We start from the raw sequence: 14,237 nt of genomic DNA, 5'->3' as shown, positions 1-14,237 counted from the left end.
GTTGTTGGTCGAGTACACGCCGATTGCGCAGAACAGCACGATGGCGGGGAACAGGAACTTGTAGGGCACCGACAGGAGCTTGATCCACATGCCGATCAGCGGCAGGTTCAGGATGATCAGCATCGCATTGCCCAGCCACATCGAGGCGATCAGGCCCCAGAACAGCTCGGGGTTGCTGGTCATCACCTGCGGACCCGGCTGGATGTTGTGGATGGTCATCGCGCCCACCATCAGCGCCATCACCGCGTTGGGCGGAATGCCCAGCGTCAGCAGCGGGATGAAGGAGGTCTGCGCACCGGCGTTGTTGGCCGACTCGGGCGCCGCCACACCGCGGATGTTGCCCTTGCCGAAGGGCACTTCGCCCGGCTTCAGCTTGGTCTTCTTCTCGATGGTGTAGGCCGCGAAAGCCGCCAGCAGCGCACCGCCGCCGGGCAGGATGCCCAGGGCCGAGCCGAGCGCCGTGCCGCGCAGCACGGCAGGAATCATGCGCTTGAAGTCTTCCTTGGTCGGGAACAGGCCCGAGACCTTGGCGGTGAACACTTCGCGCTCGTCATCGGGGCGCGAGAGATTGGCAATGATTTCGCCATAGCCGAACACGCCCATGGCGATGGCCACGAAGCCGATGCCGTCGGTGAGCTCGGGGATGTCGAAGCTGTAGCGCGCCACGCCCGAATTCACGTCGGTGCCCACCAGACCCAGCAACAGGCCCAGCACGATCATCGCGATGGCCTTGAGCAGCGAGCCCGAGGCCAGCACCACGGCGCCGATCAGACCCAGGATCATCAGCGAGAAGTATTCGGCCGGGCCGAACTTGAAGGCCAGTTCGGTCAGCGGCGGTGCGAAGGCCGCCAGGATCAGCGTGCCGACGCAGCCCGCGAAGAACGAGCCCAGACCCGCGGCAGCGAGTGCCGGGCCGGCACGGCCCTTGCGCGCCATCTGGTAGCCGTCGATCACGGTCACCACCGAGGACGACTCCCCGGGCAGGTTCACCAGGATGGCGGTGGTCGAGCCGCCGTACTGCGCGCCGTAGTAGATGCCGGCCAGCATGATCAGCGCCGACACGGGCGGCAGCGCGTACGTGGCGGGCAGCAGCATCGCGATGGTCGCGACCGGGCCGATGCCCGGCAGCACGCCGATCAGCGTGCCCAGGATGCAGCCGACCAGGCAATACAGCAGGTTGGTGAAGGTGAACGCAACACCAAAGCCGAGAGAGAGGTTGTTGATCAGATCCATTTTTTTACTCAGCCCGTGATGAAGGTCGGCCAGACCTGGATCTGCAGCTTGAGCGCCCAGATGAATGCGATGTAGCTGCCGATGGCCAATACCGTGGCCAGAATCAGCACGGTGGGCAGCTTGAACTCGTGGCCCGCCAGGCTCGAGATGATCACGAGCGCGTAGATCGCGATGATCATGCCCATGGCCGGCACGCCGAGGCTCGGCAGGCCGCCGAGCAGCACGCCGAACGCGAGGTTGGCGCCCAGGATGAACACGACCTGCTTCCAGGCCCACTTGCCGATCTTTTCGCCGTCGGTGGTTTCAACGGTGAGCCCGCTGAACATGATCCCCAGGCCGATGACGGACATCAGGATGCCCAGCATCAACGGAAAGTAGCCCGGCCCCATGCGAGCGCCGCTGCCCACGCTGTAGGTGGTGGCGCCCCATGCGAATCCCACGCCCACGACGGTGAACATCAGACCCGAGAAAAAGTCTTTCTGACTTTTGATTTTCACGAACAGTCTCCTCGAACAAGTTTCGATGCGGGATTGTCCGGTCAGCTTGCGGTCAGGCTGATGTGGATTTCACTAACCAAAGGGTTAGGGTTAACCCAAAGGACCACATCACTCGAGAGGCGGCGTGGCGCTCAGGACCTCCTCGATGGTGGTCACGCCTTCGGCCACGCGCAGTGCGCCGGCCAGGCGCAGGGGCCGCATGCCGTCGATCACGGCCTGGCGCCGCAGCCCGGTGAGGTTGGGCTCCTTGGTGACCTGGTCCTTGAAGGTCTCGGTCACGCTCAGCAGTTCGTAGAGGCCCATGCGGCCCATGTAGCCGGTCATGCGGCAGTCGACACAACCCACCGGCTTGTAGGCGCGCACGGAGCCCGTGATCTGCCACGGCTTGACGATGGCCTCGAGGCTTTCGCGCGTGACCGTGTCGTCGGGCTGCTTGCAATTCGGGCACAGCGTGCGCACCAACCGCTGTGCGAGCACGCCGAGCATCACGGCGGTGATCAGGTACGACGGCACGCCCAGCTCCATCATCCGCGTGATGGCGCTCGGCGCGTCGTTGGTGTGCAGCGTGCTGAACACGAGGTGGCCGGTGAGCGCAGCCTGCACCGCCATCTCGGCGGTGGCGAGGTCGCGGATTTCGCCGACCATGATGATGTCCGGGTCCTGCCGCATCAGCGCGCGCAGGCCCTCGGTGAAGCCAAAGTCGAGCTGCGGCTGCACCTGCGTCTGGTTGAACGAGGGCTCGATCATTTCGATCGGGTCTTCGACCGTGCTCACGTTGACCTCTTCGGTCGCCACGCGCTTGAGCGTGGAGTACAGCGTGGTGGTCTTGCCCGAGCCCGTCGGCCCCGTCACCAGGATGATGCCGTTGGGCCGCGTGACGAGTTGCTCCCAGCGCTGCGCATCGTGCTGCGCGAAGCCGAGCGCGTCGAGGTCCTTCACGGCGGTGTCGGGGTCGAAGATCCGCATCACCATCTTCTCGCCGAAGGCCGTCGGCAAGGTGGACAGGCGCATTTCGACTTCGTCGCCGCGCATGTTGCGGGTCTTGATGCGGCCGTCGAGCGGACGGCGTTTCTCGACCACGTCCATGCGGCCGAGCAGCTTGATGCGCGACACCATCGCGTTCATCACGCCCATGGGCATCTGGTAGGCCGGATGCAGGATGCCATCGATGCGGAAGCGGATCACGCCCTGTTCGCGGCGCGGCTCCAGGTGGATGTCGCTCGCGCGCTGGTCGAAGGCGTACTGCCAGAGCCAGTCGACCACCTGCACCACGCTCTGGTCGTTGGCGTCGAGCTGCTTGGTGCTCTTGCCCAGCTCCACCAACTGCTCGAAGCTCGCGCCGCTGGTGCTGCCGCCGGCCTTCTGCGCGGCGCGAACCGACTTGGCGAGTGCGAAGAACTCGGCGGTGTAGCGCTGGATGTCGGCCGGGTTGGCCACCACGCGCCGCACCGTGCGCTTCGACTGGCGCTCGACCTCGGCGATCCAGTCGGTGAGAAAGGGCTCGGCCGTGGCCACCACCACTTCGTGCGGCAGCACCTGCACCGGCAGCACCTTGTGGCGCTCGGCATAGGCGGCGCTCATGGTGTCGGCCACCTTGCCCACGTCGACCTTGAGCGGATCGATGCGCAGGTACGTCAGCCCGGCACGGCCCGCAAGCCATTGGGTGAGCGCCTCGAGGTCGAGCGGCTTGCCGTCGCTCTCGCGCGTCATCGCCACATTGGCGAGCCGCACCAGCGGTGCCTGCCGGCTTTCGGCCTGGGCGCAGCGCGCGATGGTGCGCTTGGCCTCGACCGGGGAAATCACGCCGTCGGTGGCGAGCCACTCGATCAGCCGACGCAGGTCGAGCGGACCCTCGTGGCGGTTGGCCAGGGGGGCGGGTGCGGAAACGGCAGGAACAGCGCTCATGAGCCGGAAGGTCGGGTGATTGAAAGATTCAATGGTTTGAAAACCCGCAGCCATTTGGATGCGGGCAAACCCCAGCGAGTCTGGATCGTTTGAGCGCGCTCGGCAAGGGCTTCGCGCTTCGGACGGCTCGGGGTGCGCTGCGCGAGCACCACCGTGTTGCCTTCGCGCGTCGGCTTGAAGGCCCAGACCGCATCGGCGCCGAAGGCGCCGGTGATCTTTTCGAGGCTGCGCTCGTAGCTCGACGAACGGCCGAAGAGGTTGACCGTCATGCAGCCGTCTTCGGTGAGCAGCGCGCGGCAGTCGGCATAAAAATCCTCGCTGTCGAGCACCGGTGCGGCCGCCTCGTGGTCGTACAGGTCGACCTGCAGCGCATCGACGGTGCCCTGCCACTCGGTCTTGCGGATCTCGGCCGCCGCATCGGCGATCACCACCCGCAGCTTCAGGTCGTCGGCCGGCAGCTTGAACCAGCCACGGCAAGCCGACACCACCTGCGGATTCAGCTCGACCGCCGTGGTGCGCATGCGCAGGGTCTTGCGGCAGAACTTGGTGAGCGTGGCGGCCCCCAGGCCGAGCTGCATCGCGTGACGGTTGGCCACGCCCTTGCCGTCGACAAACAGCAGCCAGGCCATCATGCGCTGTACATATTCGAGCTCGATCTCGAACGGCGCGTCGAGCTTCATCGAGCCCTGGACCCATTCGGTGCCGAGGTGCAGGTAGCGGATATCGCCCCAGTCGGAAAAATTGACTTCGGGAAGGACGGGAGTTTTGCGCGTGGCCATCAGATGAGTTTGTGGGCGACAAAGACCTCGCGCCAGGCCGCAAGCTTGCGCTCGAAGCTCCACGACGCATTGGCGGGGCTGGAGGAAGGCAGCGCGTAGACCGGCACGCCGAGGGTGCGCGTATGGCGTGCGTGCTTGAAGCTCTCGCCGCCGTTGTGCGCAATGGCCGCGAGCCGGGGCAGGTGCAGCCCCGCGATGTCGTTCGCCACCGGCGCGCGGATCGCGGCGTCGAGGCTGCCCTCGCGCTCGCAGGCCGCATACACGTCCCAAACGCCCAGGCCGCGGTCGAGCAGCCACCCCTTCTTTTTCGTGTAGTTGTCTACGCCCATCGGGAGCGGGTGATCGGGCCAGACGGCTTGCAAGATTTTCCAGAACTGGTTTTGGGGATGCGCATAGTACTGCTGCTGGTCGAGCGAGCGGACGCCCGGAAAGCTGCCGAGGATCAGCACGACGGTGGCGGGCGAAACGATCGGCGCGAGGCCCGTGAGCACCGGGCTGGCGGTGTCGGGTGCGGCAGGTGGATTCATGGGCGGTATCTTGGCACTGTCGCCGCCCATGAAAAAACCCGCCGAAGCGGGTTCTTTCATTGAGGCCGGAGCCAGGTTACTTCTTGGCGGCTTCGTTCTCTGCGGTGCCGGGCACCTTCTCGCCGATGGCCTTGCCGGTGCTGCGCATGCCGTCGGCTGTCTTGTGGCCGGCGGTTTCAACGGCTTCACCGGTCTTCACGGCCGCCTTCTTGGTGGCGGCGGTGGCCTTCTTGGTGGTGCGCTTGGTCGCGCTCCAGGCCTTCTTGGTGCCGCTCTCGGTGGCGTTCACGGCCTTCTTGGTGGTGCGCTTGGTCGCATCGACGGCATCCTTGCCGGCTTCTTTCACCTTCTCGGTGGTGGTGGGCTCCGCCGTTGCCGGTGCCGGTGTTGCGGCAGGGGCGGTGGTCTGCGCCACGGCCGACACGCCGATGGAGGCGAGCGCCAGGGCGAGCACGACAGGCATGGTGCGAACAAAAGATGTGGTCATGGAAGACTCCTTTTTGGATGAAGAGTTGGAGTGACGAACTTGCCACTGGACAAGCAACGCGACGTCGAACCACAAGGATGACAGCTAAAACCGGCCGCTCGAGCGCTCCGGCGCAACTCGGGACATTGGCCTACGCGGGGTGCGGCGGCCGCTCCGACAAGGACAGGAGACTTTGGAGCTTCGGCAGCGTTTGGACCGCATTCCGCGTGGTGGCTTCGGCCAGCGCATCGATGCCGATGCCGCGCAGCCCCGCCACCACCTCGGCGATGCGCGGCAGCTCGCCGGGCTCGTTGCGGCCCTGCGCCTCTCCGGCTTCGCGCTGGGCCTGGGTCCGATAGAGCCAGTGCGGCTGGATGTCGGGCGCATCCGTTTCCATCACGATCGCTTCGAGCGGCAGCGTGGCCGCAAGCCGGCGCAACTGCAGCGCGCGGTCGAAGGTCACCGCCCCGCCGAAACCGAGCTTGAGCCCGAGCTCGATGCAGGCGTCGGCCTGCTGTCCGCTGCCGTTGAAGGCGTGGGCGATGCCCTGCCAGGGCCGGCCGCCCGCCGTCTGCCGCAAATGCTTGAGCACCTTGTCCACCGAACGCCGCACATGGATGAGAACGGGTAACCCATGCTTGCGTGCCAGTTGCAACTGAGTGTGAAAAAAACGCTCCTGCTTGTCGTTGTCGAGGCCTTCGACGAAGTAGTCGAGCCCGATTTCGCCGACCGCCACCAGCCGCGGATCGTCGCGCCGCGCCGCCAGCTCCGCATCGAGCGCATCGAGGTCGGCGTCCTGYGCCTCGCCGGTGCAAAGCGGGTGGATGCCCAGCGCATAGGCGTCGCCCTGCAGGTGGGCCAGCTCGCGCACGGCAGCGAAGTTGAAGACGGCCACCGCGGGGATCACACAGAGGGAAACGCCCCGTGCCGCAGCACGGGCGCGGATCTCGGGCCTCTCTGCACCGAATTCGGGCGCGTCCAGGTGACAGTGGGTATCTACAAACGAAGCCATCGCACGATGATGCCCGAAGGGATGCACAGGCGCGGAAAGCGTGCTACTGTGAACTCCTACACGCGTCTTTTTTGCCGGAGGTTCTCCGATGCGCAGGCCTGCTTTCTACAGCCGTTCGCCCCGCACGCTACCGCAGGCCGCAGAACAGGCGGATGCCCCGGCATCGCCTGAAGCAGCAGGCGCGGCGGCCGCCACGCCGCCCGTGCCCGCCAAGGCGGGCTGGCAACCGGGGCGCCGCAGCTTCGCGCTGCTGGTCGTACTGTGCGCCGCGCTCGCCACCGGCGGCACCGTCTGGGGGCCGCGCCAAGGTGGCAAGGCGCTGACGCAGAAAGAGATCGATGCGGCCGTGTTGCACACGCTGCAAACCGCCACCCTGCCCTCGCCCGCCGCGAAGGCCGCCGACATCATCCGGCCCTCGGTCGTGCGCGTGGTGGGCTACGGGCCCGAAAAGACCACGCCCGAAGCCAAGATCCAGAAGCGCGGCCGCAACATGGCCAAGGGCAAGCCGCCCGAAGCCCCCAACGACGAAGCGCCGCCGGGCCAGGTGGAGCGCGGCGTCGGCACCGGAGTGGTGATCGTCGACAAGGGCGTGATCCTCACCAACCTGCACGTCGTGGCGGGCTCCGAGACCATCAAGGTCACCTTCGCCGACGGCCTGGAAGCGGTGGCCGTCATCACCGGCGTGCAGCCCGAGAACGACCTTGCCGTGCTGCAGGCGCAGAAGATTCCCGACGACCTGATCCCCGCCACGATGCGTTCCACCGCCGACCTGCGCCCCGGCGACCAGGTGGTGGCCGTGGGCTTTCCGTTCGGCATCGGTCCTTCGGTGTCGGCCGGCGTGGTGTCGGGCCTCAAGCGCTCGTTCCGCTCGCCCGAAGGCAAGCAGGAGCTGGGCAACCTGATCCAGTTCGACGCCGCAGCCAACCCCGGCAACTCGGGCGGCCCGCTGATCAACATGGACGGCGAGGTGCTCGGCATCGTCACCGCCATCCTCAACCCCACGCAGCAGCGCACCTTCATAGGCATCGGCTTTGCGGTGCCGATCGAGAACGCGGCATCTGCAGCAGGCTCCCCACCGTTCTGATGATCTTCTTTCGAAAGCCCTTCGCATGAGCACAGAGACCACCTTCTCGACGCCCGCCGCCACGGCCGATCTGATGGAGCAGATCCTCTACGAGGTGAAGCGCGTGGTCGTGGGCCAGGACCGCTTTCTCGAGCGCGTGATGGTCGGGATGCTCGCAGGCGGGCACCTGCTGGTCGAAGGCGTACCGGGGCTGGCGAAGACGCTCACCATCAAGACCCTGGCCGACACCGTGCGCGGCCAGTTCAAGCGCATCCAGTTCACGCCCGACCTGGTGCCGGCCGACCTGGTGGGCACGCGCATCTACAACCAGAAGACCGGCGAGTTCAGCACCTCGCTCGGCCCGGTTTTCGCCAACCTGCTGCTGGCCGACGAAATCAACCGCGCCCCGGCCAAGGTGCAGAGCGCGCTGCTCGAGGTGATGCAGGAGCGCCAGGTCACCATCGCCGGCGAAACGCACAGGGTGCCGCGCCCCTTCCTCGTGATGGCGACGCAGAACCCCATCGAGACCGAAGGCACCTATCCGCTGCCCGAGGCGCAGGTCGACCGCTTCATGATGAAGGTGCTGGTCGACTACCCGAGCGACGAGGAAGAGTTCGTGATCGTCCAGCGCGTGATCGGCCCGCCGGTGGCCGCCACCCCGGTGGCGACCACCGAGCAGCTCGCGGAGCTGCAGGCCGAAGCACGGCGCGTGTATGTCGATCCGTCGCTGATCCAGTACGCGGTCAAGCTCGTCTCGGCCACGCGCACGCCCGAGAAACATGGCCTCAAGGATCTGCGCCGCTTCATCACCTTCGGCGCCAGCCCGCGCGCGAGCATCAGCCTGACCGAGGGCGCACGCGCCTTGGCGCTGCTGCGCGGCCGCAGCTACGCACTGCCGGAAGACATGACGGCGCTGGTGCCCGACGTGCTGCGCCACCGCGTGACGCTTTCCTACGAAGGTCTGTCCGAAGGCCTCACACCCGACGGACTGGTCGAGAAAATCATGCGGGCCGTTCCCGCCCCCCCCAAACCGCTCGAACATGAAAAGCTGGTGGCGTAAGGCCCCTGCGGCCGCGAACGACGAACGGCTCGTCGCCGAAGCCGGTGGGGCGGAGCGCGCGCTGCGCCGGCTCGAATGGACCGTGATCCGCCGCCTCGACGGCCTGCTGCAGGGCGACTACCGCACGCTGATGCGCGGCACCGGCCTCGACCTGGCCGACCTGCGCGAGTACCAGCACCACGACGACGTGCGCCACATCGACTGGAACGTCACCGCCCGCCTGCAGACGCCGCATGTGCGCGTCTTCACCGAAGACCGCGAGATGGCCGCCTGGTTCGTGCTCGACCTGAGCCGCTCGGTCGACTTCGGCTCGGGCCTGCGGGCCAAGCGCGAGATTTCGGCCGGCTTCGTCGGCGTATTGGCGCGCCTGCTCACGCGGCACGGCAACCGGGTCGGCGCACTGGTCTACGGCAGCGACCTCGAAGCCGTGATTCCGCCGCGCAGCGGCCGGCGCCACGTGCTGCACCTGTTGCATGCCATGGAACGCCGTGCCGACAAGGCGGAAGCCGCCCCCACCCAGAAGGGCATGACCCGCCTCGACAGCCTGCTGAAATCCGCTGCCACGCTGATGCCGCGCCGCTCCACCGTGTTCGTGGTGTCCGACTTCCTGAGCGAGCCTGGCTGGGAACGCCCGCTGGGCCAGCTGGTGCAGCGGCACGAAGTGGTTGCCGTGCGCCTGTTCGACCCGCTCGAACTCGAACTGCCCGACCTCGGCCTGGTGCCCCTGCGCGATGCCGAGACGGGCGAGCAGCTCTGGGTCGACACCCACGATGCCGGCTTCCGCAAGCGCTTTGCGCGCCTGGCCGCCGAACGCGAGGCGACGCTTCGCGCTTCGCTCGCCAAGGCCGGCGTCGATGCCCTCGAGCTTTCGACCAACGACGACCTGGTCGAAGCCATCGTTCGTTTTGCCGACATGCGCAAGCGCCGCACGCGCATCGGCACGGGCAGTGTGAAGGCGGTGGCAGCATGACATTTCTCTGGCCTCAATTCCTCTGGCTGCTGGCGGCCTTGCCGCTGCTGGTGTTGCTCTACCTCTGGCTGATCCGCCGCAAGAAGAAGCTGGCGGTGCGCTATGCCAGCCTGTCGATCGTGCGCGAAGCCATGGGCACCGGCCAGAGCGTGCGGCGCCACATTCCGCCCTTCCTGTTCCTGCTGGCCATGGCCGCGATGCTGGTGGCTGCGGCGCGGCCGATGGCGGTGGTGATGCTGCCGTCGAACCAGCAGACCATCATCCTCGCGATGGACGTGTCGGGCAGCATGCGCGCAGCCGACGTGCTGCCCAACCGGCTGGTGGCGGCGCAGGAGGCGGCCAAGAGCTTCATCAAGGACCTGCCGCGCCATGTGAAGGTGGGCATCGTCGCCTTCGCGGGCAGCGCGCAGGTGGCGCAGCTTCCCACCACCAACCACGACGACCTGGTGACCGCCATCGACAGCTTCCAGCTGCAGCGCGCCACCGCCACCGGCAACGCGATCGTGGTGTCTCTCGCCACGCTGTTCCCCGACGCGGGCATCGACATCTCGCAGTTCAGCGCGCCGAGCCGCCAGCGCGGCATGCCGATCGACCAGAACGAAAAGCAGGCCAAGGAGTTCACGCCCGTCGCACCCGGCTCCTACACCTCGGCCGCGATCATCATGCTGACCGACGGCCAGCGCACCACCGGTGTCGATCCGCTCGACGCGGCCAAGGCTGCGGCCGACCGCGGCGTGCGCATCTACACCGTGGGCGTGGGCACCGTCGACGGCGAGACCATCGGCTTCGAAGGCTGGTCGATGCGCGTGCGGCTCGACGAGGAAACGCTCAAGGCCATCGCCAACAAGACGAATGCCGAGTACTTCTACGCGGGCACCGCAAGCGACCTGAAGAAGGTCTACGAAACGCTGAGCTCCAAGCTCACCGTGGAGAAGAAGGAAACCGAGATCTCGGCGCTGTTCGCGCTCGGCGCGGCCGTGCTCACACTGCTGTCGGCGGGGCTCTCGCTGCTCTGGTTCAACCGCATCCTCTAGGAGCGCCCTCGCTTCGCGTCGTTCTGCCGCGCACGAAAGCTATCGCGCGCCGGTCACGATCGCGATGCCGCGAATCTGTCCTGCGTTCGGTGCATGCGCCGGCTTCGGATAGCGTGACGGCGCGAAGCGGTGCAGCAGCTCCACTTCCCGCAGCCGGGCGACCTCGAGGTTCGCAAGCTTCACGTGGCCAAAGCCGCGGATCGACAACGGCAGCGCCGCCACGCGCGCGGCAGTCGGTTGATTGTCGGCCGTCAATTCGGCGGACATGCCTGCGAGCAAGCCCTCAAAATGGTCGATCAGCGCGCGTTCGGTGCGCCGCTCTGCGGTGTGGCCGAACAGATCGAATGCCGTACCGCGCAGCCGCTTTCCATGGGCCAGCCACTTCATGGCCGGCAGCATCCACGCACCGAGCCGGACCTTGACAGGCGCCTGCCCGTGGCGGGGGCGCRCCAGGAACGGCGGGGCCATGTGGAATTCGAGCTTCAGCTCGCCTTCGAACTGATCCTGCAGCTTCGCCAGGAACGCGCCGTCGGTGTACAGGCGCGCCACCTCGTACTCGTCCTTGTAGCTCATGAGCTTCAGCAGGCTGCGCGCCGCATTGCGCGTGAAAGGCAGGCGCACGTCGCCGCCAGGCAATGCCGCCTCGCGCGTCGACAGGGCGCGGATGCGGGTTTCGAAGCGGTCCGCCCAGGCGGCGTTCTGGTACCCGACGAGATGGCGGCGCGCCTCGGCCAGCACGGTTTCGAGCGGGCGCTCGTCGATCTGGTGTGCGTCGGCGTGCTGCGCGGCAGACAGCGCCGGCGCGGCGCGCAGCGCGTCCAGCGCACCGGCGTCGCCCGCGGCGAGCCGCCCGAGCGAAAACGCCGACTGGTTGGCCGCCACGGCCACGCCGTTGAGTTCGATGGCGTGCATCAGCGCCTCCAGGCTCAGCGGCACCAGGCCGCGCTGCCACGCATAGCCGGCCGCCACGATGTTCGCCGCGAGCGTGTCGCCCAAAAACTCCTCGGCCAGGCTTTGCGCGTCGAAGGTCTCGACCTGCGCATCGCCGGCAACGAAGCGCATCTTCTCGAGCAGCAGGTTCACATGCAGCTCGGCATCGGGGTTGCGCAGCGACTCGGCGACCGGAATCTCGTGGATGTTCGCGAGCACGCGCGTGCGGCCGTGCCGCACCGTCTGCAACGCGTCGGCCGAGGCGCCGACGACGACGTCGCAGGCCAGGATGGCGTCGGCCTGCTGCGTGTCGATGCGCACCTGGTTCAGTCGCTCGGGCACGTCGGCCAGCCGTACGAAACTCAGCACCGAGCCGCCCTTTTGCGCGAAGCCCATGAAATCGAGCACGCTGGCCGATTTGCCTTCGAGGTGCGCAGCCATCGCGATCACCGCGCCGACCGTCACCACGCCGGTGCCGCCCACGCCCGTCACCAGCAGGTCGTAGGGGCCGGTCCATGCATGCGCCGCGGGATGCGGCAACGCGGCCACGCTGCGCAGGAACGCCTCGCGCCCCGCGGCCAATGCACCGCTCTTGCGCCGCAGCTTGCCGCCGGTCACGCCCACGAAGCTGGGGCAGAAGCCCTTGGCGCAGGAGTAATCCTTGTTGCAGCTGGTCTGGTCGATCTTGCGTTTGCGCCCCATGGGGGTTTCGTGCGGCAGCACGGCCACGCAGTTGCTCTGTACCGTGCAGTCGCCGCAGCCTTCGCACACCGCCTCGTTGATGAACAGGCGCTTGGGCGGGTCGGCCAACTCGCCCTTCTTGCGGCGGCGGCGCTTCTCGGCGGCACAGGTCTGCTCGTAGATCAGCACGGTGACGCCGGGCATCTCGCGCAGGCGGCGCTGCACCTCGTCGAGCGCAGCGCGGTCGTGGAACTCGGTGCCTTGCGGAAAACGACTCTTGATCTCGTCGTACTTGTCGATCGCATCGCTCACGACCACGACCTTGCTGACGCCTTCGGACTCGACCTGCCGCGCGATGGCGTCCACGCTGATGACGCCGTCGACCGGCTGGCCGCCGGTCATGGCCACCGCGTCGTTGAACAGGATCTTGTAGGTGAGCGTGGCCTTGGCGGCCACGGCCTGGCGGATCGCGAGGTAGCCCGAGTGGTAATAGGTGCCGTCGCCCAGGTTCTGGAACACGTGCGGCGTCTTCGTGAACATGGCGTGCGAGATCCAGTCGACGCCCTCGCCACCCATCTGTATGAGCCCCGCGGTGCTGCGGTCCATCCAGTTGGCCATGAAGTGGCAGCCGATGCCGGCGCGCGCGGTGGAGCCGTCGGGCACTTGGGTGCTGGTGTTGTGCGGGCAGCCGGCACAGAAGTACGGCAGGCGCTTGACGGCGTCGCTCGCGTTGCCCAACAGCTCGGGCTGCGTGAAGTCGCGCACATGCTGCAGGTGGTCGCCCAGGTCGTGGTTGTCGGGGAAGTGCGCGGCCAGCCAGTGGGCCACCAGCTCGATGAGGCGCGAGGGGCGCAGTTCGCCCAGCGCCGACACCAGCGGCCGGCCCTCGCGGTCGTGCTTGCCCACGAGCACGGGGCGCGCATCGGCGGGCGCGTTGTAGAAGATGTCGCGCAGCTGCGTCTCGACGACTGCGCCCTTCTCTTCCACCACCAGGATTTCGCCAAGCCCCTGCGCAAAGGCCTTCAGGCGCGTCTGCTCGAGCGGAAAGCTCAGGCCCACCTTGTACAGGCGCACACCGGCGCGCGCGAGTTGCTCGGGCGAGAGATCGAGCCGGCGCAGCACTTCCATCAGATCGTGGTGCGCCTTGCCGCAGGTGACGATGCCCACCTTGGCATGCGGGCTCACGATGACGTGCCGGTCGATGCTGTTGCGCTGCGTGAAGGCGGCCACGGCCGCGAGCTTGTCTTCGAGCCGCGACTCGATGCGCAGCGAAGGCAGGTCGGGCCAGCGGTAATGCAGGCCGTCGGGCGGTGCGCTGTGGCCGGTGACGGCGCGCACGGCGTCGGCGTCTTCCCAGGCCGCGACGCGCGCGTTGACCGCGTCCAGATCCACGGTGCCGGCGCTCTCCACGATTTCAGACAGCGCCGCCATGCCGACCCAAGCGCCCGAATAGCGCGACAGTTCGTACCCGTACAAGCCGAACTCCAGGTATTCGGTCACGCTAGCGGGTTGCATCACGGGCATGCGCCAGGCCATGAAGGCGTGGTCGCTCTGGTGCGGCATCGACGACGACACGCAGCCGTGGTCGTCGCCCGCCACCACCAGCACGCCGCCGTGCGGCGACGAACCGTAGGCATTGCCGTGCTTGAGCGCGTCGCCCGCACGGTCCACGCCCGGACCCTTGCCGTACCACATGGCGTACACGCCATCGACGGTGCGCTCGGTGTCGGACTCCACCCGCTGCGTGCCCAGCACCTGCGTGGCCGCAAGCTCCTCGTTCACGGCCGGCACGAAGCGGATGCCCGTTTGCCTGAAGCGCTCGCCAGCCTTCCAGATGGCCTGGTCGACCATGCCCAGCGGCGAGCCGCGGTAGCCGCTGACGAAGCCCTGCGTGTGCAGGCCGCGTGCCGCGTCGCGCTGGCCCTGCATCGCCAGCACGCGAACAAGGGCCTGCGTGCCGGTGATGAAGATCGAACCGGCATCGGCCCAGAGGTTGTCGGAAAGCTGGTAGCCGGGCCGTCGCAGTGCGGTCGTTGTGTGTGGGGCGTTCATGCCCGGAATTGTTCTGCCGCACCCCGAG

At 67.4% G+C, this 14,237-nt stretch carries 12 protein-coding genes; 4 read left to right on the top strand and 8 right to left on the bottom strand.

The window, feature by feature from the left end; genetic code table 11:
* From AC1DXX_RS20090 to AC1DXX_RS20060, 7 genes are all read right to left on the bottom strand, one after another.
* The coding region (locus AC1DXX_RS20090) for a tripartite tricarboxylate transporter permease (RefSeq protein ID WP_478135968.1) at window positions 1-1,233 on the bottom strand (1,233 nt) is incomplete at its 3' end.
* 8 nt (window positions 1,234-1,241) lie between these two features.
* Window positions 1,242-1,730, bottom strand: a complete 489-nt coding sequence (locus AC1DXX_RS20085; protein ID WP_478135967.1) for a tripartite tricarboxylate transporter TctB family protein — start codon at window positions 1,728-1,730, stop codon at window positions 1,242-1,244.
* Window positions 1,731-1,838: 108 nt separating this feature from the next.
* Window positions 1,839-3,635: a type IV pilus assembly ATPase TfpB gene (gene tfpB / locus AC1DXX_RS20080; protein WP_478135966.1), complete on the bottom strand. Its 1,797-nt coding sequence runs from the start codon at window positions 3,633-3,635 to the stop codon at window positions 1,839-1,841.
* Window positions 3,632-4,414, bottom strand: coding sequence for a class I SAM-dependent methyltransferase (locus tag AC1DXX_RS20075; protein ID WP_478135965.1), 783 nt, complete (start codon window positions 4,412-4,414; stop codon window positions 3,632-3,634). Before AC1DXX_RS20075 ends, tfpB begins: the two co-directional genes overlap by 4 nt.
* Window positions 4,414-4,941 carry a DNA-deoxyinosine glycosylase gene (locus tag AC1DXX_RS20070; RefSeq protein ID WP_478135964.1) on the bottom strand — a complete coding sequence of 176 codons (528 nt, stop codon included), beginning with the start codon at window positions 4,939-4,941 and terminating at the stop codon, window positions 4,414-4,416. The genes AC1DXX_RS20075 and AC1DXX_RS20070 overlap by 1 nt, the downstream gene beginning before the upstream one ends.
* A gap of 76 nt (window positions 4,942-5,017) precedes the next feature.
* Complete coding sequence (locus tag AC1DXX_RS20065; protein ID WP_478135963.1) at window positions 5,018-5,428, bottom strand: hypothetical protein; 411 nt, start codon at window positions 5,426-5,428, stop codon at window positions 5,018-5,020.
* A 130-nt stretch (window positions 5,429-5,558) separates the two neighbouring features.
* Window positions 5,559-6,419, bottom strand: coding sequence for a TatD family hydrolase (locus tag AC1DXX_RS20060; protein ID WP_478135962.1), 861 nt, complete (start codon window positions 6,417-6,419; stop codon window positions 5,559-5,561).
* Window positions 6,420-6,507: 88 nt separating this feature from the next.
* On the opposite strand from AC1DXX_RS20060, the gene AC1DXX_RS20055 reads away from it, so the two are divergent.
* The 4 genes from AC1DXX_RS20055 to AC1DXX_RS20040 are packed head-to-tail and all read left to right on the top strand — an operon-like array spanning window position 6,508 to window position 10,546.
* Window positions 6,508-7,503 carry a S1C family serine protease gene (locus tag AC1DXX_RS20055; protein WP_478135961.1) on the top strand — a complete coding sequence of 332 codons (996 nt, stop codon included), beginning with the start codon at window positions 6,508-6,510 and terminating at the stop codon, window positions 7,501-7,503.
* A gap of 25 nt (window positions 7,504-7,528) precedes the next feature.
* Entirely contained in the window at window positions 7,529-8,542 is a 1,014-nt protein-coding gene (locus AC1DXX_RS20050) for an AAA family ATPase (RefSeq protein WP_478135960.1), read from the top strand.
* Complete coding sequence (locus AC1DXX_RS20045) at window positions 8,523-9,512, top strand: DUF58 domain-containing protein (protein WP_478135959.1); 990 nt, start codon at window positions 8,523-8,525, stop codon at window positions 9,510-9,512. Before AC1DXX_RS20050 ends, AC1DXX_RS20045 begins: the two co-directional genes overlap by 20 nt.
* Window positions 9,509-10,546, top strand: a complete 1,038-nt coding sequence (locus AC1DXX_RS20040; RefSeq protein ID WP_478135958.1) for a VWA domain-containing protein — start codon at window positions 9,509-9,511, stop codon at window positions 10,544-10,546. The genes AC1DXX_RS20045 and AC1DXX_RS20040 overlap by 4 nt, the downstream gene beginning before the upstream one ends.
* Before the next feature lie 39 nt (window positions 10,547-10,585).
* On the opposite strand, the gene AC1DXX_RS20035 is transcribed toward AC1DXX_RS20040, so the two are convergent.
* A complete protein-coding gene (locus AC1DXX_RS20035; RefSeq protein WP_478135957.1) occupies window positions 10,586-14,209 on the bottom strand; it encodes an indolepyruvate ferredoxin oxidoreductase family protein in 3,624 nt (1,207 codons plus the stop codon).
* Window positions 14,210-14,237 lie beyond the last annotated feature (28 nt).

This window comes from Variovorax sp. P4_B10 (genome assembly GCF_056402375.1).
Note: the sequence above shows the minus strand (reverse complement) of the source record. Positions and strands in the feature narration are given on the sequence as shown.

What these genes read in the sequence shown, in the direction of transcription:
- AC1DXX_RS20055 (WP_478135961.1), top strand. Translation starts at nt 6,508, where the DNA reads ATGCGCAGGCCTGCTTTCTACAGCCGTTCGCCCCGCACGCTACCGCAG.
- AC1DXX_RS20070 (WP_478135964.1), bottom strand. Translation starts at nt 4,941, where the DNA reads ATGAATCCACCTGCCGCACCCGACACCGCCAGCCCGGTGCTCACGGGC.
- AC1DXX_RS20075 (WP_478135965.1), bottom strand. Translation starts at nt 4,414, where the DNA reads ATGGCCACGCGCAAAACTCCCGTCCTTCCCGAAGTCAATTTTTCCGAC.
- AC1DXX_RS20050 (WP_478135960.1), top strand. Translation starts at nt 7,529, where the DNA reads ATGAGCACAGAGACCACCTTCTCGACGCCCGCCGCCACGGCCGATCTG.
- tfpB (WP_478135966.1), bottom strand. Translation starts at nt 3,635, where the DNA reads ATGAGCGCTGTTCCTGCCGTTTCCGCACCCGCCCCCCTGGCCAACCGC.
- AC1DXX_RS20040 (WP_478135958.1), top strand. Translation starts at nt 9,509, where the DNA reads ATGACATTTCTCTGGCCTCAATTCCTCTGGCTGCTGGCGGCCTTGCCG.
- AC1DXX_RS20045 (WP_478135959.1), top strand. Translation starts at nt 8,523, where the DNA reads ATGAAAAGCTGGTGGCGTAAGGCCCCTGCGGCCGCGAACGACGAACGG.
- AC1DXX_RS20065 (WP_478135963.1), bottom strand. Translation starts at nt 5,428, where the DNA reads ATGACCACATCTTTTGTTCGCACCATGCCTGTCGTGCTCGCCCTGGCG.